23 protein-coding genes and 1 riboswitch are annotated in these 22,296 nt (G+C 69.3%); of the genes, 10 read left to right on the forward strand and 13 right to left on the reverse strand.

Annotated elements, in window-relative coordinates; genetic code table 11:
* Positions 1-13: 13 nt before the first annotated feature.
* Complete coding sequence (locus ACFOYY_RS14510; RefSeq protein WP_352009453.1) at positions 14-355, reverse strand: C40 family peptidase; 342 nt, start codon at positions 353-355, stop codon at positions 14-16.
* Between ACFOYY_RS14510 and ACFOYY_RS14515 the strand changes: the two genes are divergently transcribed.
* Complete coding sequence (locus tag ACFOYY_RS14515; RefSeq protein WP_352009469.1) at positions 255-509, forward strand: hypothetical protein; 255 nt, start codon at positions 255-257, stop codon at positions 507-509. The two genes, ACFOYY_RS14510 and ACFOYY_RS14515, sit on opposite strands and share 101 nt — an antisense overlap.
* Positions 510-665: 156 nt before the next feature.
* Positions 666-824, reverse strand: a riboswitch (cyclic di-AMP (ydaO/yuaA leader).
* Positions 825-1,281: 457 nt separating this feature from the next.
* On the opposite strand, the gene ACFOYY_RS14520 is transcribed toward ACFOYY_RS14515, so the two are convergent.
* The 4 genes from ACFOYY_RS14520 to ACFOYY_RS14535 all read right to left on the reverse strand — a co-directional run bounded on the left by ACFOYY_RS14520 (position 1,282) and on the right by ACFOYY_RS14535 (position 5,860).
* Complete coding sequence (locus tag ACFOYY_RS14520) at positions 1,282-2,229, reverse strand: C40 family peptidase (RefSeq protein WP_386190038.1); 948 nt, start codon at positions 2,227-2,229, stop codon at positions 1,282-1,284.
* Positions 2,230-2,414: 185 nt separating this feature from the next.
* A complete protein-coding gene (locus ACFOYY_RS14525; RefSeq protein WP_352008851.1) occupies positions 2,415-3,737 on the reverse strand; it encodes an NYN domain-containing protein in 1,323 nt (440 codons plus the stop codon).
* A 186-nt stretch (positions 3,738-3,923) separates the two neighbouring features.
* Positions 3,924-4,601 (reverse strand): response regulator transcription factor, encoded by a 678-nt coding sequence (locus ACFOYY_RS14530; protein ID WP_352008850.1) that lies wholly within the window; start codon positions 4,599-4,601, stop codon positions 3,924-3,926.
* A gap of 56 nt (positions 4,602-4,657) precedes the next feature.
* Positions 4,658-5,860, reverse strand: coding sequence for a sensor histidine kinase (locus ACFOYY_RS14535; RefSeq protein ID WP_352008849.1), 1,203 nt, complete (start codon positions 5,858-5,860; stop codon positions 4,658-4,660).
* Positions 5,861-5,969: 109 nt separating this feature from the next.
* On the opposite strand from ACFOYY_RS14535, the gene ACFOYY_RS14540 reads away from it, so the two are divergent.
* From ACFOYY_RS14540 to ACFOYY_RS14550, 3 genes are all read left to right on the forward strand, one after another.
* Positions 5,970-6,185 (forward strand): hypothetical protein, encoded by a 216-nt coding sequence (locus tag ACFOYY_RS14540; RefSeq protein WP_352008848.1) that lies wholly within the window; start codon positions 5,970-5,972, stop codon positions 6,183-6,185.
* Between the two features lie 142 nt (positions 6,186-6,327).
* On the forward strand, positions 6,328-8,052 hold the full coding sequence (locus ACFOYY_RS14545) for a DEDD exonuclease domain-containing protein (RefSeq protein WP_352008847.1): 1,725 nt from the start codon (positions 6,328-6,330) through the stop codon (positions 8,050-8,052).
* Between the two features lie 39 nt (positions 8,053-8,091).
* Entirely contained in the window at positions 8,092-8,379 is a 288-nt protein-coding gene (locus ACFOYY_RS14550) for an Lrp/AsnC family transcriptional regulator (RefSeq protein WP_352007292.1), read from the forward strand.
* A gap of 8 nt (positions 8,380-8,387) precedes the next feature.
* Here the strand turns inward: ACFOYY_RS14550 and ACFOYY_RS14555 are convergent, their stop codons facing one another.
* From ACFOYY_RS14555 to ACFOYY_RS14565, 3 genes are all read right to left on the reverse strand, one after another.
* Positions 8,388-9,215 carry a sensor histidine kinase gene (locus tag ACFOYY_RS14555; RefSeq protein ID WP_352008846.1) on the reverse strand — a complete coding sequence of 276 codons (828 nt, stop codon included), beginning with the start codon at positions 9,213-9,215 and terminating at the stop codon, positions 8,388-8,390.
* 85 nt (positions 9,216-9,300) lie between these two features.
* Complete coding sequence (trpD, locus tag ACFOYY_RS14560; protein WP_352008845.1) at positions 9,301-10,347, reverse strand: anthranilate phosphoribosyltransferase; 1,047 nt, start codon at positions 10,345-10,347, stop codon at positions 9,301-9,303.
* A 24-nt stretch (positions 10,348-10,371) separates the two neighbouring features.
* The gene (locus tag ACFOYY_RS14565) at positions 10,372-10,770 is read right to left on the reverse strand and encodes a hypothetical protein (RefSeq protein WP_352009452.1); all 399 of its coding nucleotides are present in this window, start codon (positions 10,768-10,770) and stop codon (positions 10,372-10,374) included.
* Positions 10,771-10,965: 195 nt separating this feature from the next.
* On the opposite strand from ACFOYY_RS14565, the gene ctaE reads away from it, so the two are divergent.
* From ctaE to qcrB, 4 genes are read left to right on the forward strand one after another with little or no spacing between them, the layout of a single operon-like run.
* The gene (gene ctaE / locus ACFOYY_RS14570; RefSeq protein ID WP_352008844.1) at positions 10,966-11,583 is read left to right on the forward strand and encodes an aa3-type cytochrome oxidase subunit III; all 618 of its coding nucleotides are present in this window, start codon (positions 10,966-10,968) and stop codon (positions 11,581-11,583) included.
* 16 nt (positions 11,584-11,599) lie between these two features.
* Positions 11,600-12,412 (forward strand): cytochrome bc1 complex diheme cytochrome c subunit, encoded by an 813-nt coding sequence (gene qcrC, locus ACFOYY_RS14575; protein WP_352008843.1) that lies wholly within the window; start codon positions 11,600-11,602, stop codon positions 12,410-12,412.
* The gene (gene qcrA, locus ACFOYY_RS14580; RefSeq protein ID WP_362775295.1) at positions 12,409-13,518 is read left to right on the forward strand and encodes a cytochrome bc1 complex Rieske iron-sulfur subunit; all 1,110 of its coding nucleotides are present in this window, start codon (positions 12,409-12,411) and stop codon (positions 13,516-13,518) included. Before qcrC ends, qcrA begins: the two co-directional genes overlap by 4 nt.
* Positions 13,515-15,161, forward strand: a complete 1,647-nt coding sequence (qcrB, locus tag ACFOYY_RS14585) for a cytochrome bc1 complex cytochrome b subunit (RefSeq protein WP_362775293.1) — start codon at positions 13,515-13,517, stop codon at positions 15,159-15,161. Before qcrA ends, qcrB begins: the two co-directional genes overlap by 4 nt.
* Positions 15,162-15,360: 199 nt before the next feature.
* On the opposite strand, the gene ACFOYY_RS14590 is transcribed toward qcrB, so the two are convergent.
* The 4 genes from ACFOYY_RS14590 to ctaC form a co-directional block, all read right to left on the reverse strand.
* Complete coding sequence (locus ACFOYY_RS14590; RefSeq protein ID WP_352008840.1) at positions 15,361-16,557, reverse strand: L,D-transpeptidase; 1,197 nt, start codon at positions 16,555-16,557, stop codon at positions 15,361-15,363.
* A gap of 179 nt (positions 16,558-16,736) precedes the next feature.
* On the reverse strand, positions 16,737-17,132 hold the full coding sequence (locus ACFOYY_RS14595; RefSeq protein ID WP_352008839.1) for a cytochrome c oxidase subunit 4: 396 nt from the start codon (positions 17,130-17,132) through the stop codon (positions 16,737-16,739).
* Positions 17,129-18,793 (reverse strand): aa3-type cytochrome oxidase subunit I, encoded by a 1,665-nt coding sequence (gene ctaD, locus ACFOYY_RS14600; RefSeq protein WP_449343614.1) that lies wholly within the window; start codon positions 18,791-18,793, stop codon positions 17,129-17,131. The genes ACFOYY_RS14595 and ctaD overlap by 4 nt, the downstream gene beginning before the upstream one ends.
* Positions 18,790-19,599: an aa3-type cytochrome oxidase subunit II gene (ctaC, locus tag ACFOYY_RS14605; protein WP_449343615.1), complete on the reverse strand. Its 810-nt coding sequence runs from the start codon at positions 19,597-19,599 to the stop codon at positions 18,790-18,792. The genes ctaD and ctaC overlap by 4 nt, the downstream gene beginning before the upstream one ends.
* A 168-nt stretch (positions 19,600-19,767) precedes the next feature.
* Here ctaC and ACFOYY_RS14610 point away from each other — a divergent pair, with 168 nt between their 5' ends.
* Together ACFOYY_RS14610 and ACFOYY_RS14615 are read left to right on the forward strand one after the other, a co-directional pair.
* Entirely contained in the window at positions 19,768-20,904 is a 1,137-nt protein-coding gene (locus ACFOYY_RS14610) for a cysteine desulfurase family protein (protein WP_386190039.1), read from the forward strand.
* A 25-nt stretch (positions 20,905-20,929) separates the two neighbouring features.
* Positions 20,930-21,199, forward strand: coding sequence for a sulfurtransferase TusA family protein (locus ACFOYY_RS14615; protein WP_352008836.1), 270 nt, complete (start codon positions 20,930-20,932; stop codon positions 21,197-21,199).
* Positions 21,200-21,238: 39 nt separating this feature from the next.
* Here ACFOYY_RS14615 and ACFOYY_RS14620 read toward each other — a convergent pair whose 3' ends face one another.
* A complete protein-coding gene (locus ACFOYY_RS14620) occupies positions 21,239-22,225 on the reverse strand; it encodes a carbohydrate kinase family protein (RefSeq protein WP_352008835.1) in 987 nt (328 codons plus the stop codon).
* Between the last annotated feature and the right edge of the window lie 71 nt (positions 22,226-22,296).

Consider the following 22,296-nt stretch of genomic DNA (forward strand, 5'->3'; position numbering starts at 1 on the left):
CCGCCCGCCGCTGTCAGGTGCCGGGACGGACCGCTCCTGCGAAGGCGGACCTGTAGTACCCCTTCAACGTCACGATCCTGACCGACTTGCCGCTGCTCGGCGAGTGGATCATCTTGCCGTGGCCGACGTACATGCCGACGTGGCCCTTGCCGTAGAAGAACAGCAGGTCACCGAGGTGCAACTTGCTCCACGAGACCTTCTTCCTGACCGCGCGGTACTGGCTGCCCGTCACCCGGGGGAGGGAGACGCCCGCCTTGCGCCACGCGTACTGGACCAGGCCCGAGCAGTCGAACGCTCCGGGACCGGAGGCACCCCACCGGTACGGATCGCCGATCTGTTTCCTGGCCGTCGCCACGGCCGTCCTGGCCCTGGACCGCTGCCGTGCGGCCCGGTTCGTCGCGGCCTTCGCCGTGCGCTTGACACGGGCCTTCGCCGTGTTCGCGGCAGTGCCCTCCGACGTGCCCTTCGATGCGCTCTTCGACGTGTCCTTCGCCGTACTCCTGGCCTGAACCGCGACCGCGGTATCCGTCGTCGCCTGTGCTGTTGCCGGCCCCAGTGCCACCGCTCCGGTTGAGGCGGTCAGCGTGAGGACGAATCCGCCCAGGTAAAGGCGGAAAAAGCGCGACAAACGGGGGTTTTGCAGGGTGGTAGACAGGATTTCTCCTTGGGACTTCCACTGATGCCTACCGGGTTAGCTGACGGGTTCGGGCTGGGAAGACGCCCTACGACGGCAAACGCGTCGATTCACCCCTGGCCACGTGTCAAGGGCCGATGGTTCCCCGGCTCCGTGCCTCCTGGCTGCACGAACTCGGCGGGCCGCCGTGATGGGAACCGATCCCTTCGGGGAACGGCGGCCGACTGGATATCTATACGGACACCGGCCCGCAGGACCGGCATTCGACGCGGTGGCATGGCTTGCTCACTGCGACCGCCAGAAGGTACCCCGATCACCAAGCCCCGGCAAAGACCCCATCAAATACGAAGATCCACAAAAAGGTTTTCATGTTTACGAAAGGCCTGATAGTGCGGCATCACGATCTTATAAATATGACCCTCGTCACATTCGAAATGATCTTCCAGAGAAGCACAAAAAGTGTCACATAAATCACATTTATCAGTGACTTCCCAAAGCGCCCCTTCACCTACAAGGGCGTCGAACAGGACCACTCCGGCGATCCCGGGCATGCCAAACGGGCCGCCCGTGGAACGGACGGCCCGCGGTCGCGAAGGCGTTCAGACGGCCCCCAGAGGCCCCGTGGACATGGACGGGACCAAGGGGGGTCAGGGACGGACGGCCCCGAGCAGACGGCCGCCGTAGGAGGAGAGGGGGACGACCTTGACGACGTCCCCGGTCTGGGGGGCGTGGATGATCTTGCCGTTGCCCGCGTAGAGCCCGACGTGCCCCAGGCCCTGGCTGAAGAGGATGTCCCCCGGCTGGAGGTCGCTCAGCGAGACCTTGCGCTTGGCGCCCCAGCTCCACTGCTCCCAGGTGGTGCGGGGCAGGCTCACGCCTCCGCTGCGCCAGGAGGCCTGCACGAACCCCGAGCAGTCCCAGCTGTCCGGGCCGGTGCCGCCGTACCGGTAGGGCTTGCCGAGCTGGGCGAAGGCGAAGGTCAGCGCGGCCCTGGCGTTGCCCGAGGCGGAGCCGTTGTACTGCATGCCGGTGCTGTTGGGGTCGCCCGGCCTGAAGGTGCCGAGGTCGCGCAGCACCTTCGTCTGGATTTTGATCATCTTCTCGACCTTCTCCTTCTCCTCGGCCAGCTCGTCGCGCGTCTGGTCCGCGTCGGCCAAGGCCTGCTTGGCCTTGTCGCGGTTGTCACGCAGCGTCTTGTTGGCCTCGTCGAAGGCGTGCAGGCTCTCGGCACGGGAGGCGGAGATCTGGTCGGCCGTGGCCAGGCCGCTCAGCACCAGGTTGGGGTTGACCTCACCGACGAGGTTCGGCCAGCCGATGGCGCCGCCCTGGTAGGTGGTGACGGCCATGGTGACGAGGTCGTCGCGGAGCCCGGCGACCTTCGCGGACTGCTTCGACAGGTCGGCGTTCAGGTCCGCGTACTTCTTGCGGGCCCTCTTCCACTTCTCGCCCGCCTGGTTGTACTTCTCGACGAGCTGGTCGGCCTGCTCGTTGAGCTTGGCCAGCTTCTGCTTGGTCTGCGCGACCGTCGGCTTCGGCTTGGCCGCCGCACTCCCGATCGGAGTCATGAGCAGGGCCAAGGCCAGTCCCGCAGCCATCGGCACACGCACGAACCCAACCGGCACACCCGCCACGGCCACGACGCCGCCTCCCCACGCAAAGACCACGTAAAGACCTGGGGCGAAATAGTACAGAACCGGTAAGGGTCAGCTCACCTTTTTGGCGGTTTTGTTCTTTACCTGTAGATGTCAGCCAGGAGGCGGCCCGGCCCGGGAAGGACGGATCAGGCGCGTCCGAGCCTGCGCAGGAGCAGCACCGCGGGAACGGGCCTGGCGCCCATCCGGCGGACCGACTCGGCCACCTCGCGGTCGGAGGAGACGACCGCGACGGCCCGTCCGACGGGCTCGGCCCGCACGAGCTGGCGGATCAGGTCGTCGGCGATCTGCCCGGGGGAGCTGAACATCACCCGGACGCCGCGCGGCGCGGAGACCGGCACCGGGCCGTTCAGCTCGGCGCCGTCGAAGACACAGGTCAGCTCGGTGCGGGTCTGGGCGTACAGCGCGCCGAGTCCGGTCAGCAGCCGGTTGCGCTGGTCGGCCAGGGTCAGCGCGCCGTATCCGGTCTTGGTCACGTTGTAGCCGTCCACGATCAGATGGATCTGCGGCAGCGCGAGCAGTTGGTCGAGCAGGGCGGGGTCGTCGTCGGCCAGGGCCCGCGCGGGCACCGCCTGGACCCCGTGCCTGCCCGGCGCGACAGAGGAGACGGAGTCGGCGGGCCGGTGGATGCTCGACGGCAGCGCCAGCTCCCTGCGCAGCCCGGCCGCGGCGTCCTGCAGTGCGTCGAGCAGCATGCGGACCTTGGTGTCCTCCACGCTGCGGCCCTCACGGGCGGCCCTTCGCGTGGCCTCAAGCTGCCGTTCGGCGTCGGCCACCCGTTCCCTCAGGCGCCGCAGCTCGCTCTCCCCCGCGCTCCCCGCGGCGGTCGCGGCGGCCTTGGCCTCCTGCGCGGCCTCCTCCATCTCGGCGGCCCGCGCCTCGGCGGCCCTGGTGCGCTCCCTGGCGTCGTGCAGCCTGCGGCGCAGGTCGGAGATCTCGGACCTGGACCCCTTGAGCTGCTCGCGCAGCCGGTCGGCCTCCTCCTTGGCCGAGGCCTTCTGCGCGGCCAGCTGCTCGCGCAGCCGGGTGAGCGTCTGCTCCTGCGCCGACCCCTCGGCGACGGCGGCGGAGCGCTCAAGGTCGGCGCGGGCGGTCTCGACCATCTCCACCCAGCCGGGTGGCCTGGTCAGATAGGCCGCGGCCGCCACCAGCACCGGCTCGGCCGCGGGCGGCACGACACCCTCGGCGAGGCTCTCGACCAGCTCGGGCCAGCTCGCGGCCAGTGTCTCCGCGACCAGCTCGCGGAACTTCTTGTCGGTCTCCAGCTGGGCGGCGATCGGCGCGCCGCCCAGCCTGGCCCGTTTCCTCGGGTCGAACTTGGCGATCCCCCGTAGCGGCGCGGGCATCACTGCCTGCGGCATCGACCCCAGAACCTGGGACGCCAGCTCCACGACGTGTAAGCGGACCTGCTCGGGCAGTGGACGAGACAGGCCCTCTCCGGCTGAACTCATCACGGCCCCTACTCGGATCGGTCTTCACGTCAAGGGTACGGCTACCTCACCCGGGCACCGACCTGGCCGACGTCCGCCGCCCCCCTTCCCAGGCGAACGTGACATCGGCGGCGGGTGTCCGGCCAGGTGCCCCGGCCATGCCCGGCACGGTCGTGTCCATACCTGGCCAATTCAGATCAGAACAGGTCAGATCAAATGACCCGCGTCGTGAACGGTCAGCGCGATCTGGACCCGGTTGTTCAGTTCCAGCTTCGTCAGCACCCGGGAGACATGCGCCTTGACCGTCGCCACGCTCATGTAGAGCTCGGCGGCGATCTCCGCGTTCGACCTTCCCCTGCCGACGGCGAGCGCGACGTCGCGCTCACGCTCGCTGAGCACCGCGAGCGACGCCCGCGCCTGCTCCCTGCGGGTGCCCGCGCCGACGTCGGAGACGTGCGCGATGAGCTGCCTGGTGACGGCGGGCGACAGGATCGGCTCGCCCGCGCCGACCCTGCGGATCGCGGCGACCAGGTCGGCCGGAGGGGTGTCCTTCAGCAGGAACCCCGCCGCCCCGGCCCGCAGGGCCCGGAGCACCTGGGCGTCGGCGTGGAAGGTGGTCAGCACGACCACCTCGGGAGGGGCGGGGGCGGCGCGCAGCCGCTCGGTCGCGGTCAGTCCGTCGACCCTGGGCATGCGGATGTCCATCAGCACCACGTCCGGCCGGTGCGCGGCAACCAGCTCCGGTACCTCGAGCCCGTCCCCCGCCTCGCCGACGACGAGCAGGTCGGGGGCGCCGCCGAGGATCATCGACAGCCCGGCCCTGACGAGGGCGTCGTCGTCCACGATCAGCACGCGGATCGCCTGACCCGCGGGCGGGGAACTCATGTCCGCCACGTTAACCACACCCCGTCACCTCGGCCGTCATCGCCCCGCCGTACGCCTCACGTGGCCCACGGCAGCCACGCGCTGAGCCGGAACCTGCCGTCCTCACCCACACCGTAGGCGAGGCGCCCGCCCACGAGCCCGGCCCGCTCGGTGAGCCCGATCAGCCCCGTCCCGCTGCCCGGGATGGCCCGCCCGGAGGTCGTGGGGTTGCCGATCTCGACGGTGAGCCCGTCTCCCGGCCCTCCCCTGACGGTGACGTCGACCGGGGCCGCGGTCGCGTGCTTGCGCGCGTTGGTCAGTCCCTCCTGGGTGATCCGGTAGACGTTCCTGCCGAGCCCTGCGGGCGCCCTGCCCGGCTCGGCCACCCGCATGTCGAGCGTCACCTCCATGCCCGCGAGCCTGGACTCCTCGACGAGGCCCTCCAGGTCGGCGAGGGTCGGCTGGGGCCGGTCAGGGGCGGTCTCCTCGCCGCCGAGCCGCAGCACGCCGATGACCTCCCGCAGGTCCTGGAGCGCCTGGTGCGCCCCCGTCCTGAGCACCCCCGCCGTCCTGACCAGGTCGTCGCGGGGGATGTCGGGGCGGTACTCCAGGGCCCCGGCGTGCACGCTGAGCAGCGACAGGCGGTGCGCGAGGGCGTCGTGCATCTCCCTGGCGATGCGCTCGCGCTCCATGTGCCTGGCCCGCTCGACCCGCAGCTCGGCCTCGACCTCCGCCCGTTCTGCGCGGTCGCGCAGCGAGAGCACCAGCTGGCGCCTCGCCCTGACGAACATGCCCCACATGATCAGCAGCAGGTAGGACAGCACCGAGAACGCCATCGCCCCCCAGTAGGAGACCTCCGGGTCGGGCCGCCACCACAGCTGGGGGACGAGTGCGAGGACGTGCAACCCGGTGATCGCGGCGACCGTCTTGAAGGGGCGGTGCACCGCGACCGTGAAGAGCGCCACGGCGACGGCTCCGGAGGCGATGCCCGAGGCGAGCGCGGCGGGCACCATGACGAGGGCCAGGCCGACCGGCCAGCGGCGCCGCAGCCACAGCAGCGCGCACGCGGCGGCCCCGACGATCTGGTCGGTGAGGACGACGGCGTACGGGGTCGAACCTCCGGGTCGCATGGCCAGCGCGGTGGCGAGCCCCAGCAGCGCGGCCACGACGAAGACGACGATGTCGACACCCCAGTCGCGGGCCGAACGCCGCGTCGGGGACCGCTCGCCCGCCAGGTCGCCGTGCAGGACCGCGGGCAGCAGCCACCGATACTCCGTCACGTTGTCCGAGGGTAGGACCCATCCGGAACGTCCGGTACCGACCAAAGTCGACGTTCCGCCGACTTTCGGCCGACGCGGCCCATCCGGTCCCCGCGTCACCATCGAGGGCATGAGAGCGACCCTGCGGATCCTCGGGAGCGTCTGCGTCGTCCAGGCCGCCGGCGGCGTGATCGGCGAGTTCGGGGGGCCGGGGAGCCTCGGCCGCGAGTGGTTCCTGGTGCACCGCGTGGGCCTGCTGGAGGGCTACGAGGTCTTCGCCTGCATCGTGCTCGGGGTGCTCGGGCTGGCGCTGTGGGCGGCGGGCGCGGCCGTACGGGACGAGTGAGCCCATCTGAGCCTCTCGTGCCCCATGGTGCCCGCGCGGTGAGATGAGGGTTACGTGAGGGTTGCCGGAACACCAAGGGGGAACGACGCCAGGCGGACCCCGGAGCGGTAAATGTCGGTCGATGCTCCTATGGTCGTGAGCCGTGGAGTACGCCGTGCAGGGGACGCTTGACGAACTGGGCACGCCGCTTGAGCAGATCACGTTCGTCGTGTTCGACCTGGAGACCACGGGGGTCTCCGCCGACGAGCACGCCATCACGGAGATAGGCGCGGTCAAGGTTCGCGGCGGTGAGGTGCTCGGCGAGTTCGGCACGCTGGTCGATCCGGGTTCACCGATCCCGCCTTTCATCTCGGTGCTCACCGGCATCACCGACGCCATGGTGACCGCCGCGCCGAGGATCGACTCGGTGCTGCCCTCCTTCCTGGAGTTCGCCAGGGGCGCCACGTTCGTCGCCCACAACGCGGGCTTCGACCTGTCGTTCGTCAGGGCGGCCTGCGCGGCCCTGGGCTACCCCCCGCCCGGCAACCCCGTGGTCGACACCGTCGTGCTGGCCCGCAGGCTGCTGACCCGCGACGAGGTCCCCAACTACAAGCTCTCCACCCTGGCCAGGGTCTTCAGCAGGACCGAGCCGTGCCACCGCGCACTCGCCGACGCCAGGGCGACCGTGGACGTGCTGCACGCCCTGATCGAGCGGGCGGGCTCGTTCGGGGTGCACACGCTGGAGGAGCTGAAGGGCTTCGTGCGGGCGCCGACGCCCGAGCAACGCCGCAAACGCCACCTGGCCAACGGGGTGCCCGGCGAGCCGGGGGTCTACGTGTTCGAGGACGATCGGGGCGAGCCCCTCTACGTCGGCAAGAGCACCAACCTGCGCAACCGTGTCCGCAGCTACTTCACCGCCGCCGAGACCCGGCCGAGGATCCGCGAGATGGTCGCCGTCGCCGAGCGAATCAGGACCATCGTCTGCGCCACCCCCCTTGAGGCCGAGGTCAGAGAGCTCAGGCTGATCGGCTCGGCCAAACCGCGCTACAACCGCAGGTCGCGTTTCCCCGAGCGGATGGTCTGGCTCAAACTCACCGAGGAGCCCTTCCCCCGCCTGTCCGTCGTGCGCGAGGTCAAGGACGACGGGGCCGGATACCTCGGCCCGTTCGGCAGCGTTCGCGCCGCCGAGGACGCCCGCTCCGCGCTGCACGAGGCGATCCCCCTGCGCCGGTGCACGGAGCGGATCACCCTCCGCACGGGCCGGCCCGCGTGCGCACTGGCCGGGATCGGCCGGTGCGGCGCCCCCTGCGAGGGCCGTCAGAGCGTCGAGGAGTACGGCCTGCACGCCGCGGCCGCCCGCAGGGCGATGGAGCTGGACGCCTCGGAGGTCTTCTCCGCGATCGAGGCCAGGATGGAGCGCCTGTCCCGTGAGGAGCGCTACGAGGAGGCCGCGGCGGACCGCGACCGGCTGGCCTCCTACGTGCGCGTCTCGGCGCGCATGCAGCGGCTGCGCGGGCTGACCTCGCTGCCGCAGCTGGTCGCCGCGGCCCCGCTGACGGGCGGCGACTGGGAGATCCACGTCGTCAGGCACGGCAGGCTGGTCTCGGCCGGGGTGATGCCCAGAGGCGCCCACCCGACCCCGTTCGTGGACGCGCTGGTTGCGACGGCGGAGACCGTCGTGCCCGGTCCCGGCCCGGTCCCGGCCGCCGGGGCCGAGGAGACCGAGTGCGTGCTGCGCTGGCTGGAGGCGCCCGGGGTGCGGCTGGTGCAGGTCGAGGGCGGCTGGAGCCTGCCGATCGGCGGCGCCGGACGGTTCAGGTCCCGCATCGACCTGGCCTACCGCTCCCGTGAGCAGTACGGGGACGGCGAGGGCCGCAGGGGGCGCTGATAGCGTCGTGGGAGCAGTTCCCAACCAGGAGGAGAGCCAGTGGTCACCGCGATCGTGCACATCAACGCCGAGGTGGACCGGATCCCCGAGGTGGCCCAGACGATCGCCGAGCTCGACGGGGTGAGCGAGGTCTACTCCATAACCGGGGAGTACGACCTGCTGGCCATCGTCCGCGTCCCCGCCTACGAGCAGGTCGCCGAGGTCATCCCCGGCAGGCTGAACAAGGTGGCCGGGGTGCTGCGCACCGAGACGCACATCGCCTTCCGCACCTACTCCCGGCACGACCTCGAGGCCGCCTTCTCGATCGGCCTGGGCGAGTCGGACTGACCGGCCCCTCAGGTGGGCAGGCGGGCCCCCGGGCGTAGTTCGCCCGTTGTCGGCAGGCGGGCCCGCACCTCGAACCCCCCTTCGGGCATCGGCCTGGCCTCCAGGCTCCCGCCGAACATCGTGGCGCGCTCACGCATGCCGAGCAGCCCCGTCCCGGCGCCGGCCCCGGCGGGCGGAGGAACCACCTGGCCGTCGTCGCGGACGAGCACGTCGAGGAAGCCGGGACGCCAGCGCAGCGTGACATGGGCCGTACTGGCTCCCGCGTGCTTGAGCGTGTTGCCCAGCGCCTCCTGGACGATCCGGTAGGCCGCCAGTTCCAGGGTCAGGCCGACCTCCGCCGGGGACCCGTCCTCGACCACCTCGACCCGCAGGCCCGCCGTACGGACCTGGGTCAGCAGGTCGGACAGGTCGGACAGCCTTGGCTGGGGGTGCCTGGTCGCCGCGGGGGCGCCCTCGACGCTCAGCAGGCTCAGGATCCGCTGTAACTCGACGAGCGCCTGACGGCCCGACTCCTCGGCGACGCGCAGTGTCTCGCGAGCCCTCGCGGGGTCCTTCTCCATGATCATCCGGCCCGCGCCGACGCCGAGCGTCATCATGCTGACCCCGTGGGCGACCACGTCGTGCAGTTCCCCGGCGATGCGGGCGCGCTCCCGCATCGCCGCGGCACGGCTCAGCGCCTCCCGCTGCCCGGCCAGCCTGGTGCGCTCGGCGGCCAGGCTCAGCAGCAGCAGGCGTCGCTCACGCGCCAGCCTCGCCGCGGCCAGCGAGAGGCAGACGACCGCGAGGACAAGCAGGCCGAGCGCCACTCGCCAGGCAGGAAGGTCAACACGCCACATGGGCGCAATCTAGGGCGGCCACGACCAGCGCGACATCCCCTCACGGGAGGATCTTGCGTCCGCCCGGGAGGGGAGGACTCGCGGATCAGGGCGTTTTCAGAGCCTGGCTGACCTCGACCCAGCGGTCGAGGAGCGCCCCGGCCTCGCCGGAGTCGACGGCCTGTCCCGCCCTGGCATAGGCGCCCGCCATCGCGGCGTCCAGGTCGTCGCCCGCGGCGTCGTAGGCGACCAGGGCCGCGGCGGCGTTGAGCAGCACCGCGTCGCGGACCGGCCCGGTCTTGCCGCCCAGCAGGTCGCGTACGGCCTGCGCGTTGAAGGCCACGTCCCCGCCGCGCAGCGCGTCCTGGTCGGACCTGGGGATGCCGAGCACGGCCGGGTCGAAGACGGTCTTCCTCGCGGTGCCGTCACGCACGATCCAGACGGTCGAGGTCGTCGCGGTGGTGAGCTCGTCGAGACCGTCGTCGCCCCTGAAGACCAGGGCGGAGACGCCGCGCTCGGCGAACACGCCGGCGACCACGGGGAGCATGATCGGGTCGAAGATGCCGATGGCCTGGGCCTGCGGCCTGGCGGGGTTGGTCAGCGGCCCGAGGAAGTTGAAGACGGTCGGGATGCCGAGTTCCTTGCGCGCCGGCCCGACGAAGCGCAGCGCCGGGTGGTAGACGGGCGCGAAGCAGAAGGAGATGCCCGCCTCGACGGCGACCCTGGCGGTGTTCTCCGGCGTCAGGTCGAGCACGACTCCCAGGTGCTCCAGCACGTCGGCGGCCCCGCAGAGGGAGGAGGCGGCCCTGTTGCCGTGCTTGACGACCCGGGCGCCGGCCGCGGCGGCCACGATGGCGGCCATCGTGGAGACGTTGACGGTGTGGGCACGGTCGCCACCGGTGCCGACGACGTCGACGACGGGCCCCTCGACCGTCAGCGGGGTCGCCCGTTCCAGCATGGTGCGCGTCAGCCCGGTCAGCTCGGCGACCGTCACCCCCTTGGCCCGCAGCGCCACGGCGAAGCCCGCGATCTGCACGGAGGTCGCCGAACCGGACATGATCTCGTTCATCGCCCAGGAGCTCTCGTCCGCGGTGAGGTGCTCACCCGCGAGCAGGGCGGACAACAACGCGGGCCAGGTGGTGCGCGCGTCCATGTGGGGTCTCCAGAGGGGTTCGGTCTACCGGGCGGTCAGGCGGGTCGACAGGCGGCGGCGCATCAGGTCGGCGACGGTGTCGGCCAGCACGACCGGGTCGATCGGCTGCGGCACGACGGCCTCGGCGCGGGACCACTCGGCCAGCCACCGGTCGTCGCGGCGGGCGATCAGCAGGCAGATCGGCGGGCAGTCGTACACCTCGTCCTTGGCCTGCCTGGCGACCCCCATGCCGCCCGCGGGCTGGGTCTCGGCGTCGAGCACGGCGACGTCGATCTCACCCGAGTCGAAGTGCTGGACGACCTTCGCGTGGGTGGCGCACTCCACGATCTCCACGAGGGGCACGTCGGCGGCGGGACGCCTGCCGATCGCCTGCCGCACCTTCTCGCGAGTGCTCGCGTCGTCGCTGTAGACGAGGACCCTCATCTTGTCGTCGGTGCTCACGGTGGCGCTCACTATCCCTTGTCGATGTATGGTCACCTGGGATGGTACCGGGCGGCTCGCCCGGAGACCCAGACCGGACGCATCCATGAGATAAATGCGCCATAAGCCCGGTTTTAGGGAGCGCGGGGACCCCCTAGTGGGGGGTCGTGCGGCGACCCGACCAGGAGAACCGCAATAATGCTGCCCGTGGCGACAGCATCCGCAATATCAACGACGACGACAGCGCATTCGTCCCGCAGGCCAGACCTGGTCAGCGTCGGGACGATCGTCTGGCTGTCCTCTGAGCTCATGTTCTTCGCGGCGCTGTTCGCGATGTACTTCACCATCCGGTCGGTCAGTCTCGGCCAGGGTCTCCCCTGGCCGGAGGCTCACTTGAACGTCCAGTTCTCGCTGGTCAACACGATCATTCTGGTCCTGTCGAGCGTGACCTGTCAGCTGGGCGTGTGGGCGGCTGAGAAGGGCCAGGTCGCCAAGCTGCGCTTCTGGTACATCGTCAGCTTCCTGATGGGTGCCGTGTTCGTCGCCGGCCAGCTGTACGAGTACAGCCAGCTGGTCGAGGAGGGGCACACCCTGTCGCACTCCGCGTACGACTCGGTGTTCTACCTGACCACGGGCTTCCACGGCCTTCACGTGACCGGTGGACTGATCGCGTTCCTGTTCATGCTGGGACGCACGTACGCCGCGAAGCGCTTCACCCGTGAGCAGGCGACCAGCGCCATCGTCGTGTCCTACTACTGGCACTTCGTCGACGTGGTCTGGATCGGCCTTTTCGTGACCATCTACGGCATTCATTAAGGAATCGGGGATCTCTGTGAATAGGATCACCGCTGGGCGGCGGCATCCCCTCGCGAGATACGCCGTCCTGCTTCTTGCCCTTGGGCTGCTCGGGGGGTTCTACACCCTCGCGGCTCCGACGAGCGAGCGGGCTGACGCGGCCATCGCGTCCGGCAGGGCCGACGACGTCGCCGAGGGTAAGAAACTCTTCGAGCAGAGCTGCTCCAGCTGCCACGGCCTCAGCGCCGAGGGCACCAAGAACGGCCCGACGCTCGTCGGCGTCGGCGCCGCCGCCGTGGACTTCCAGGTCAGCAGTGGCCGTATGCCCCTGGCCAACCCCGGCGCCCAGGCCCCGCGCAAGCCGACGGCGCCCTGGGTCAACGAGGACACCGTCCGGCAGCTCTCCGCCTACATCCAGTCGCTGGGCGGCGGTCCCACCGTCCCCGCCGACGAGCAGGTCGACCCGGCCAAGGGTGACAAGTCGAAGGGTGGCGAGCTGTTCCGCGCGAACTGCATCCAGTGCCACAACTTCGTCGGCGCCGGGGGTGCCCTGACCCAGGGCAAGTACGCCCCGCCGCTGAACGAGGCCACCCCGAAGCAGATCTACGAGGCCATGGTCACCGGCCCGCAGGCGATGCCGGTGTTCAACGACAGCATCATCACCCCCGACCAGAAGCGGGACATGATCGCCTACATCGTGGGCGTGCGTGACGAGCCCAACCCGGGCGGCGCCGGCCTCGGCCGCATCGGTCCGGTGACCGAGGGTCTCGTGGCCTGGATCGCGGGCATCAGCCTGCTCGCCCTGGCCGCTATCTGGATCACCGCCAAGAAGCGACAGGCCCACCAATGACAGACAACAACCACGACATCGAACAGCCCGAGGGGCGCGTGCCACACCGCGTCATCGGCACCCCGGCGCCCGCGACGGCCACCTCCCTGCTGGGCGAGGAGGAGCGCACCGAAGCCGCAGCCGACGTCCCGGGTGTGAACCTGCAGGACGAGCAGACCGCCAGGAAGGGTGAGCGGGCCGCGGCCCTGTGCTTCCTCATCACCTTCCTGGCCGCGGTCGCCTTCGTCGCCTCCTACGTGATCTTCCAGGTGGGCGACGTCGAGACGACCAAGACCTCGACCCTGGCGCTGGGCGGCTCGCTGACCCTGGCGCTGCTGTCGCTCGCGGCGGGCATCGTGTTCTGGGTCCGCATGGTCATGCCGAAGTACAGCCTGGTCCAGGAGCGCCACACGATGGCCTCCTCCTCCGAGGTCAGGGAGCAGGTCGGCGAGACCTTCCTGCAGGGCGCCGCCGAGAGCGGCATCACCAAGCGGCCACTGCTGCGCCGTACGCTCCTGCTGGCCGCCGCCCCGCTGGGCGTGCTGCCGATAGTGCTGCTGCGCGACCTCGGCCCGCGCTACAAGAACTTCCCCGAGAAGCTGCGGCACACCGTCTGGGGCGAGAAGACCAAGGACGGCAAGGACCGCAGGCTCGTCGTCGAGGGAACCGGCGCGCCGATCCGCGCGGCCGACTTCAACTCCCCCGGCGGCATCCTGTCGGTCGTGCCCGAGGGTTACGAGCACGACCTCGACGCCCTGGCCAAGGCCACGCTGATCCTGATCAAGTTCCGCCCGGAGGAGATCAAGTCCGGGACGAACAAGAACTGGACGCACGACGGGATCGTGGCGTACTCCAAGATCTGCACGCACGTCGGCTGCCCCGCGGCCCTGTACGAGCAGACCACCCACCACATCCTGTGCCCGTGCCACCAGTCCACCTTCGACGCCGCGGACGGCGCCAAGGTGATCTTCGGTCCGGCCGCCAGGCCGCTGCCCCAGCTGCCCATCGCCGTCGACAGCGAGGGCTACCTGGTCGCCACGGCCGACTTCGCCGTCCCGCCGGGGCCCAGCTTCTGGGAGCGCGGCGACGCCGAGGCCGAGGTCCGTGAGAAGGGAGGCCACGCATGAGCACCGGAACGGTTCCGAAGCCCATCGCGGGCGCGAGCGGTTTCCTCGACGACCGGCTCGGCGCGGGAAACTTCCTCAAGCGCAACCTGCGCAAGGTGTTCCCCGACCACTGGTCGTTCCTGCTGGGTGAGATCGCGCTCTACTCGTTCATCATCCTGCTGCTGACCGGCACCTTCCTGACGTTCTTCTTCAAGCCCTCCATGGCGCACGTCGTCTACGAGGGCTCCTACGAACCGCTCAAGGACGTCACGATGTCCGAGGCGTACGCCTCGGCTCTGCAGATCAGCTTCGACGTGCGCGGTGGTCTGCTGATGCGGCAGATGCACCACTGGGCGGCCCTGCTGTTCGTCGCCGGCATGATGGTGCACGCGCTCCGTGTGTTCTTCACCGGTGCGTACCGCAAGCCGCGCGAGCTGAACTGGCTCATCGGCGTGCTGCTGCTGACGCTGGCGCTGGCCGAGGGCCTGACCGGCTACTCCCTGCCCGACGACCTGCTCTCCGGCGCGGGTCTGCGGATCACCGAGGGTGTGGCGATCTCGCTGCCGCTGGTCGGCACCTGGATCACCTTCTTCCTCTTCGGCGGCGAGTATCCCGGCGAGGACGTGATCTCCCGGTTCTACTCGCTGCACATCCTGCTCATCCCCGGCATCCTGCTCGCGCTCATCTCCGCCCACATGGTCCTCATGTGGGTGCAGAAGCACACCCAGATGCCGGGCAAGGGACGCACCAACGAGAACGTGGTCGGCGCGCCGTTCTACCCGGCCTTCATGGCCAAGGCGGGCGCGTACTTCATGTTCACGTTCGGCGTGATCGCGCTGCTGGGCACCTTCGCCCAGATCAACCCGATCTGGCTGTTCGGTCCCTACACGCCCGCCGACATCTCGGCGGGTTCCCAGCCCGACTTCTACATGGGCTTCCTTGAGGGCTCGCTCCGTCTGATGCCCTCCTGGGAGATCAACGTCCTGGGCTTCACGCTGCCGATGAGCGTGCTGATCCCGGCGCTGGTCCCGATGGGCATCATCATGACCGGCCTGGCCCTGTATCCCTTCCTGGAGCAGTGGGTCACCGGGGACCGCAGCGAGCACCACGTCGCCGACCGTCCCCGCAACAACCCGCACCGCACCTCGATCGGCATCTCGGCCATCACGTTCTACGGTGTGCTGTGGCTGCTGGGCGCGAACGACGAGATCTCCTCGGTCTTCCACGTCTCGCTCAACTGGACGACCTACATCGGCCGGGTCCTGGTCTTCCTCGGCCCGCTGGTGGCCTACATCGTCACCTACCGGATCTGCCTCGGCCTGCAGCGCAGCGACGCGGCGATCATCGGGCACGGCGTGGAGTCGGGTGTCATCAAGCGTCTGCCCCACGGTGAGTACATCGAGGTCCACGTTCCGCCGGAGGCCTCCATCGAGGCGCACCTGCGGGGCAAGGCCCCGGTTCCGACCATCGCCGGGACCGACACCGACAAGGACGGCATCCCGCCCAAGGGGATGCGCGGCCCGCTCGGCAGGCTCCGCGCCAAGATGAGCAAGGCCTACGGCGGCGAGAAGATCCCGCTGGACGACGGCCACGGTCACGGCGTCGAGCACGGCGAGCACGCGCAGGTCGGCTCGGGCGGGGACGACAGGTCCCTGACCCACTAGAGGCCGTCACAAGCTTCGCCACACGACGGGGCCCGGACACCGATCAGGTGTCCGGGCCCCGTTGTCTGTCTCCGCCCGGAGCCGGCGACGAGCCCCGCCCGCCCTGGGACGCCCCTGTACGGCTCACGGAGCCCCGGAAACGGCCTGGCCGCATTCCTGACCCGAGAGCCGCAAAAGGCCTCTCAGCGGCCTTCAGGCGTCACAGGGAGTCGGTGGTGAAGTACTTGACGCTGCTCCACTTCAGCCACTGCTTCCAGTCCTCCTGCCAGTGGCCCCAGCCGTTGGTCGGCTCAAGCGGGCGAGGGGTGCCCGTGATGATGATCGGGTCACCGATGAGGGTGTTGTTGATGAACCAGACGGCGTTGTCCGGGCTGACGTTGACGCAGCCGTGACTGACGTTGGAGTACCCCTGGGAGCCGACCGACCACGGGGCGCTGTGCACGTACTCGCCGCTGTTGGAGATGCGGACGGTGTTGTAGACGGTCATCTGGTAGTAGCCGGGAGAGCCGGGGCCGATGCCGGGCGAGGTCATGATGGTCACCGGCTCCCTGGACATGGCCAGGTGCACGCCGCTGGTCGTGTAGTACTTCCAGGCGCCGCCCTGGCCCGCGCTCATCGGGATCTGCCTGACGACCTTGCCGTTGCGCCTGACGGTCAGGTGGTGGGTCTGGGTGCTGCCCCGGGTGATCTGGGAGCGGCCGACCCTGAAGCGGATGCTCTGGTTCTGCTTGCCGTACACGCCCCTGCCGCCCCTGACGCCCTCAAGGTTGGCGTCGACGCGGACGGTGGTGTTGGCGGGCCAGAACGTCTTGGGGCGGAAGTGCACGGTCTTGTCGTCGAACCAGTGCCAGGCCCCGAGGACCGGCTTCGAGGAGCGGATCGCCAGGTTGCGCTCGACCTCGACGCGGTCGGTGATGGGCTGGTCGAAGGTGATCATGACCGGCATGCCGACCCCGACCGTCAGGCCCGTCAGCTCCTTGTCGGGGAGGAACTCCTTGATCTCGAAGGTCTTCTCCGCCTTGACCGTGGAGAAGGAGGTGTGGGTCTCGCTGACCTTTCCTCCCGGGTTCACCGCGACCGCGGTGACCTCGTAGGTCGTCCCCGGCAGCGCGGTGTCCTGACTGTGCCACTGGGTCCCGTCGGCGCTCAGCACACCCGTCAGGGAGTTCCTGGGGCCCTTCACGGTGACGTTCCTGAGTGTCCCCCCGCTGGCCGCCACCAGGACGGTCGCGTGGGTGGGCACGTTGCCCGCCCTGTCGAGGGGGACCACACTGACCGCCGCGTCCGCGTGCGACACGGGTCCCGCCGGCCCGCGCGCGGCGGTGGTGGAACCGTCCGAGCATGAGGCCACCAGTAGCAGGGCCAGTAGCCCGGCCCCCGGAATCGAACCACGCATCGTCTGTCCCACGTGCCCCACGTGTACTCCCCTGTTCAGGACCGGTCCGGTGATCCTGTTATTACCCGTAGTAAGCGGAGCGCCACATATGGCGATGGGTGTGGGTCCCCAATAAACACCAAAAAACGGGCCACGGAATCTCCGTGGCCCGTTTCCGGAAGCCTGGGGTGGCGACGCGCTCAGTGCGAGAAGTGACCCCGGTAGTACTCGAAGACGAACCCGATCATGCTCATGATGACCGCGAACACACCGATCAGGAACAGCCACCAGCCGATGACCAGGCCGACCGCGGTGAGCGAGACGGCCAGGCAGACGAACAGCGGCCACCAGCTGTGCGGGCTGAAGAAGCCGAGCTCCCCCGCGCCGTCGCTGATCTCGCCCTGCTTGTCGTCCTCAGGCTGCTCGCCGATGCGGCGGGCGGTGTACATGAGGTAGTAGCCGATCATGAAGGCGAAGCCGACCGAGATCGCCATCGCCGTCGTGCCGACCGGTTCCCTTGACCAGAACCAGTAGACGACGTCCACCGCGGCGAAGAAGATGCCGCAGAGGATGAACAGCCAGCCCTGGACCTTCATCGGTTGTCCTCCAGCTCACGCGAGGCCGAGGTAATGTGCGGGTACTTGAGGTCGAACGCGGGGCGCTCGGACCTGATGCGCGGCAGCGAGGTGAAGTTGTGCCGCGGCGGCGGGCAGGAGGTCGCCCACTCCAGCGAGTTGCCGTAGCCCCACGGGTCGTCCACCGTGACCTTGGGAGCGGACTTGTGGGTCCGCCACACGTTGTACAGGAACGGCAGCGTCGATGCGCCCAGCAGGAACGCGCCGACCGAGGAGACCATGTTCAGGTTGGTGAAGCCGTCGGCCGGGCTGTAGTCGGCGTAGCGGCGCGGGAAGCCGGCCGCGCCGAGCCAGTGCTGCACCAGGAACGTGGTGTGGAAGCCGATGAACAGCGTCCAGAAGTGGACCTTGCCCAGCGTGTCGTTGAGCATCTTGCCGGTGAACTTGGGCCACCAGAAGTAGAAGCCCGCGAACATCGCGAAGACCACGGTGCCGAAGACGACGTAGTGGAAGTGGGCCACCACGAAGTAGGAGTCCGACACCTGGAAGTCCAGCGGCGGCGAGGCCAGGATGACGCCGGTCAGACCACCGAAGAGGAAGGTCACCAGGAAGCCGATCGAGAACAGCATGGGTGACTCGAACGACAGGTGTCCCCGCCACATCGTGCCGATCCAGTTGAAGAACTTCACCCCGGTCGGGACCGCGATGAGGAACGTCATGAAGGAGAAGAACGGCAGCAGCACCTGGCCGGTCGGGAACATGTGGTGCGCCCACACGGTGATCGACAGACCGGCGATGGCGATGGTCGCGCCGACCAGGCCGATGTAGCCGAACAGCGGCTTGCGGCTGAAGACCGGCAGGATCTCCGTCACGATGCCGAAGAACGGCAGCGCGATGATGTACACCTCGGGATGGCCGAAGAACCAGAACAGGTGCTGCCAGAGCATGGCACCACCGGTGGCCGAGTCGAAGATGTGCGTGCCGAGCTTGCGGTCGGCCTCGAGCGCCAGCAGCGCGGCGGCCAGCACCGGGAAGGCCATCAGCACCAGGATCGAGGTGAGCAGGATGTTCCAGGTGAACATCGGCATGCGGAACATCGTCATGCCCGGAGCGCGCATGCACACGATCGTGGTGATGAAGTTCACCGAGCCGAGGATCGTGCCCAGACCGCTGATGGTCAGACCGACGATCCACAGGTCGCCACCGATACCGGGCGAGTGGATCGCGTCCGACAGCGGGGCGTAGGCGAACCAGCCGAAGCTGGCCGCGCCGCCCGGGGTGAGGAAGCCCGACAGGGCGATGGTGCTGCCGAACAGGAACAGCCAGTAGCTGACCATGTTCAGACGCGGGAAGGCCACGTCCGGGGCGCCGATCTGCAGCGGCATCAGCTCGTTGGCGAAGCCCGCGAACAGCGGCGTCGCGAACATCAGCAGCATGACCGTGCCGTGCATGGTGAACAGCTGGTTGAACTGCTCGTTGCTGGTGAGCTGCAGCCCCGGCTGCGCCAGCTCGGCCCGCATGATCAGCGCCATCACGCCGCCGATCAGGAAGAACACGAACGAGGTGATGAGGTAGAGGTGTCCGATGATCTTGTGATCGGTGGACGACATCCACTTCGCGACGACCGAGCCCTTGCGGGTCGTCACCGGGGTCAGAGCGATGGGCTCTTGAAGTGCGGTCACTGGGCACCCGCCTGACTAGCGATGTACTTGTCGAACTCGGCTGGGCTGACGAGTTCCACGTAGAAGAGCATCCGGCTGTGGTCGGTACCGCACAGCTCGGCGCAGCGGCCCGCGAACACACCGGACTTGTTCAGGGTCTCGACCTCGAACTTGTTCTCCACTCCGGGGATGACGTCCCGCTTGAAGTGGAAGGCGGGAACCCAGAAGGAGTGGATGACGTCGGGCGAGACGAGGTCGAACTCCACCTTCTTGCCCGCGGGAAGCACCAGCCGCGGGCCCTGGCGGTAGTCGCTGACGGGCATGCCGACCACTTCGGCCTTCTTGCCGTTGTAGTCGGTGGTGAAGCGCCAGCTCCACTGGAAGCCCTCGACCTTGACCTTGACGTCGGCCTTGCCGGAGACGGCGTTGATGTAGTTCTGGTCCCGCGCGGTGAAGTAGAAGAAGACGCCGACCATGATGATCGGCACAACCGTGTAGAGGATCTCGATCGGGAGGTTGTAGCGCACCTGCGGAGGCAGGCTCTCCTTGGAGTTCTTCCTCTTACGGTGGAAGGCCACGGACCACAGGATCAGGCCCCACACGACCAAACCGGTGGCGAGTGCCGCGATCCAGGAGCCGTTCCACAGGCTCTGGACGGTATCGGCCTGCTTGGTGATGCCCTCGGTCATACCGCCACGAGACCACTCCCCGGCGATGTTCTCAGCACTGCACGCCGACACGGAAACCAGCAGCAGCGCCAGAGCGGCAGCGCGTGGCACCCGGCGGCGGGCCAACGGACGCCGTGCGGAACGGCGGGTCGGACTCACGGATCGCCTACCCCACAGATGAAGCCCAGAAATCGCTCCTGGGCGGTCGTTTGTTCATGTTCACAACTTGTAGTTCACAGCTTTACGCTGGGGGACACATTAGCGCGGACCACCCTCGCCCCCCCGCGCAGCCCCCGATTGCGCCGCGTGTGATGCGACGATTGGGACGTGGCGTACTTCGACGCGGCCTCGACAGAGCCGCTGCACCCTCAGGCACGCGAGGCTCTCATCGCGGCGCTCGACGCCGGCTGGGCCGACCCGGCGAGGCTGTACGGCCCCGCCCGCCGGGCAAGGATGTTACTGGAACAGGCGCGTACAGAGGTCGCCGAGTCCCTGGGAACCCGCCCCGACGAGATCTCCTTCACCTCCTCCGGGACCCAGGCCGTGCACCTCGGCGTGCTGGGCGCCCTGCACGGGCGGCGCAGGACCGGGCGCCGCCTGGTGACCTCCGCCGTCGAGCACTCCAGTGTGCTGCACGCCGCCGAGGTCCACGAACGCGACGGGGGCAGCGTCGAGACGGTCGGCGTCGGCCTCACCGGCGCGGTCGACCCGGCCGCCTTCCGCGAGGCCGTACTGGCGCCGGGCACGGCGCTGGCCTGCCTGCAGAGCGCCAATCACGAGGTCGGGACGCTCCAGCCGGTCGCCGAGGCGGCGGCGGCGTGCGCGGAGGCGGGCGTGCCGCTGCTGGTCGACGCCGCGCAGACCGCGGGCCGGATGCCGCCGCCCGGCGGCTGGTCGGTGCTGACGGCCAGCGCGCACAAGTGGGGCGGCCCCGCGGGGGTCGGTGTGCTTGCGGTCCGCAAGGGCACCCGCTGGCGCAGCCCACTGCCCGAGGACGAGCGTGAGCGGCGCAGGGTCCCCGGGTTCGAGAACGTGCCCGCGATCGTGGCCGCCGCCGCCGCGCTGCGCGCCGTGGCCGCCGAATCCGCCAGGGAGTCGGCGCGCCTGTCCGCGCTGGTCGACCGGATCAGGGCCGAGGTCCCCCGGCTCGTCCCGGACGTCGAGGTGATCGGCGACCCGGTCTCCCGGGCACCGCATATCATCACCTTTTCCTGTCTTTACGTCGAAGGTGAAGCGTTACTGACAGAATTGGACAAGGCAGGGTTCGCCGTATCATCTGGCAGCTCCTGCACGGCCAGTACGCTTCGTCCGTCGCATGTTTTGGAGGCCATGGGCGTGCTTACGCACGGGAACGTACGGGTATCGCTGCCCCAGGGCGCGTCCGCGACGGATGTCGACCGTTTCCTCACCGTCCTGCCGGACGCGGTGAGGAGGATTCGTGAGGACGCGGGAGTCAAGTCGTGACCAAGATGTGGGGAGTGAGCGCTCCATGACGTCCATCCAGGCGGCTGAGGCGGAGGCGGGCCAGCCTCCCGCGCTGACCATCGACGCGCTGGGCAAGAAATGCCCGATTCCCATCATCATGCTCGCCGAGCAGATCAACTACGTGCCGCGCAACGCGATCGTCTCGGTCCTGGCCGACGATCCCGCCGCCTTCACCGACATCCCGGCCTGGTGCAGGCTGAAGTCGCACCACCACGTGGCGAGCTACGAGCTTCCCGACGGAGGCTGGGCCATCCACGTGCGGCGCAACTACTGACCGGCCCCTCCCGGCGCGCGGGAGGGGCGGTGCGCGACCTCAGGCGTGGTGGCACCGTACGAAACGGCCCGCCTCCTCGGCGGCCTCGGCGCCGTAGGCGGCGGCGAGGCGCTTGAGGAACTCCTCCTGGCCGAGTTCGTACTCCTGGCCGCCGACACGCTCAAGGACGTGGGTCGCGGTGAGGTTGCCGAGCTGGCCGCAGCGCTCCAGCGACAGGCCCCAGGCCAGGGCCGACAGGAATCCGGCCCGGAAGGCGTCGCCGACGCCGGTCGGGTCGGCCTTGCCGTTCTCCGGGGCGGGCGAGACGTGCAGGGACGGCTCGCCCTTGCGGTCGATCACCACGCCCTTGGGGCCGAGCGTGGTGACGCGGACGCCGACCCGCTCCAGGATCTCCTCGTCCGACCAGCCGGTCTTCTGCTCGATCAGGCCGCGCTCGTAGTCGTTGCCGAACAGGTAGGCGGCGCCGTCCACGAGCCTCCTGATGTCCTCACCGGGCATGCGCGCGAGCTGCTGGGAGGGGTCGGCGGCGAACGGGATGCCCCGATCCCGGGCCTCGTCGGTGTGCCTGAGCATCGCCTCGGGGTCGTTGGGGCTGATCAGGACGAGATCGAGGCCGCCGAGCCGTTCGGCGATGGGGCCCAACTCGATGAGCCTGGCCTCGGCCATCGCGCCGGTGTAGAACGAGGCGATCTGGTTGTGGTCGTCATCGGTCGTGCACAGGAACCGGGCCGTGTGGTGGACCTCGGAGGTGTGCACGGAGTCGCAGTCGACACCGTGCCGTTCGAGCCAGGAGCGGTAGTCGGCGAAGTCCGTGCCGACCGCGCCGACCAGGACGGGCCGCAGCCCCAGGCTGCCCATGCCGAAGGCGATGTTGGCCGCGCAGCCTCCGCGGCGGACCTGCAGGTCGTCCACGAGGAACGACAGGGAGACCCGGTCGAGCTGGTCGGCGATGAGCTGGTCGCCGAAGCGCCCCGGGAAGGTCATCAGGTGGTCGGTCGCGATGGAGCCGGTGACGGCGATGCGCACGGGGTCATTCTCCTCGTTGTCAGCATCTTCTGGATGGACGGGGTTTGGAGCCCCGCAAGAATACGTGACCA

Origin of the sequence: Streptosporangium jomthongense, assembly GCF_042650425.1 — a bacterium.
Lineage (GTDB): Bacteria > Actinomycetota > Actinomycetes > Streptosporangiales > Streptosporangiaceae > Streptosporangium.

Excerpts from the sequence above, each read along its gene's own strand:
- ACFOYY_RS14520 (WP_386190038.1), bottom strand. The coding sequence starts at position 2,229 with ATGGCTGCGGGACTGGCCTTGGCCCTGCTCATGACTCCGATCGGGAGT.
- ACFOYY_RS14525 (WP_352008851.1), bottom strand. The coding sequence starts at position 3,737 with ATGAGTTCAGCCGGAGAGGGCCTGTCTCGTCCACTGCCCGAGCAGGTC.
- ACFOYY_RS14530 (WP_352008850.1), bottom strand. The coding sequence starts at position 4,601 with ATGAGTTCCCCGCCCGCGGGTCAGGCGATCCGCGTGCTGATCGTGGAC.
- ACFOYY_RS14540 (WP_352008848.1), top strand. The coding sequence starts at position 5,970 with ATGAGAGCGACCCTGCGGATCCTCGGGAGCGTCTGCGTCGTCCAGGCC.
- ACFOYY_RS14555 (WP_352008846.1), bottom strand. The coding sequence starts at position 9,215 with ATGTGGCGTGTTGACCTTCCTGCCTGGCGAGTGGCGCTCGGCCTGCTT.
- trpD (WP_352008845.1), bottom strand. The coding sequence starts at position 10,347 with ATGGACGCGCGCACCACCTGGCCCGCGTTGTTGTCCGCCCTGCTCGCG.
- ACFOYY_RS14565 (WP_352009452.1), bottom strand. The coding sequence starts at position 10,770 with ATGAGGGTCCTCGTCTACAGCGACGACGCGAGCACTCGCGAGAAGGTG.
- ctaE (WP_352008844.1), top strand. The coding sequence starts at position 10,966 with ATGCTGCCCGTGGCGACAGCATCCGCAATATCAACGACGACGACAGCG.
- qcrA (WP_362775295.1), top strand. The coding sequence starts at position 12,409 with ATGACAGACAACAACCACGACATCGAACAGCCCGAGGGGCGCGTGCCA.
- qcrB (WP_362775293.1), top strand. The coding sequence starts at position 13,515 with ATGAGCACCGGAACGGTTCCGAAGCCCATCGCGGGCGCGAGCGGTTTC.
- ACFOYY_RS14590 (WP_352008840.1), bottom strand. The coding sequence starts at position 16,557 with ATGCGTGGTTCGATTCCGGGGGCCGGGCTACTGGCCCTGCTACTGGTG.
- ACFOYY_RS14595 (WP_352008839.1), bottom strand. The coding sequence starts at position 17,132 with ATGAAGGTCCAGGGCTGGCTGTTCATCCTCTGCGGCATCTTCTTCGCC.
- ACFOYY_RS14615 (WP_352008836.1), top strand. The coding sequence starts at position 20,930 with ATGACGTCCATCCAGGCGGCTGAGGCGGAGGCGGGCCAGCCTCCCGCG.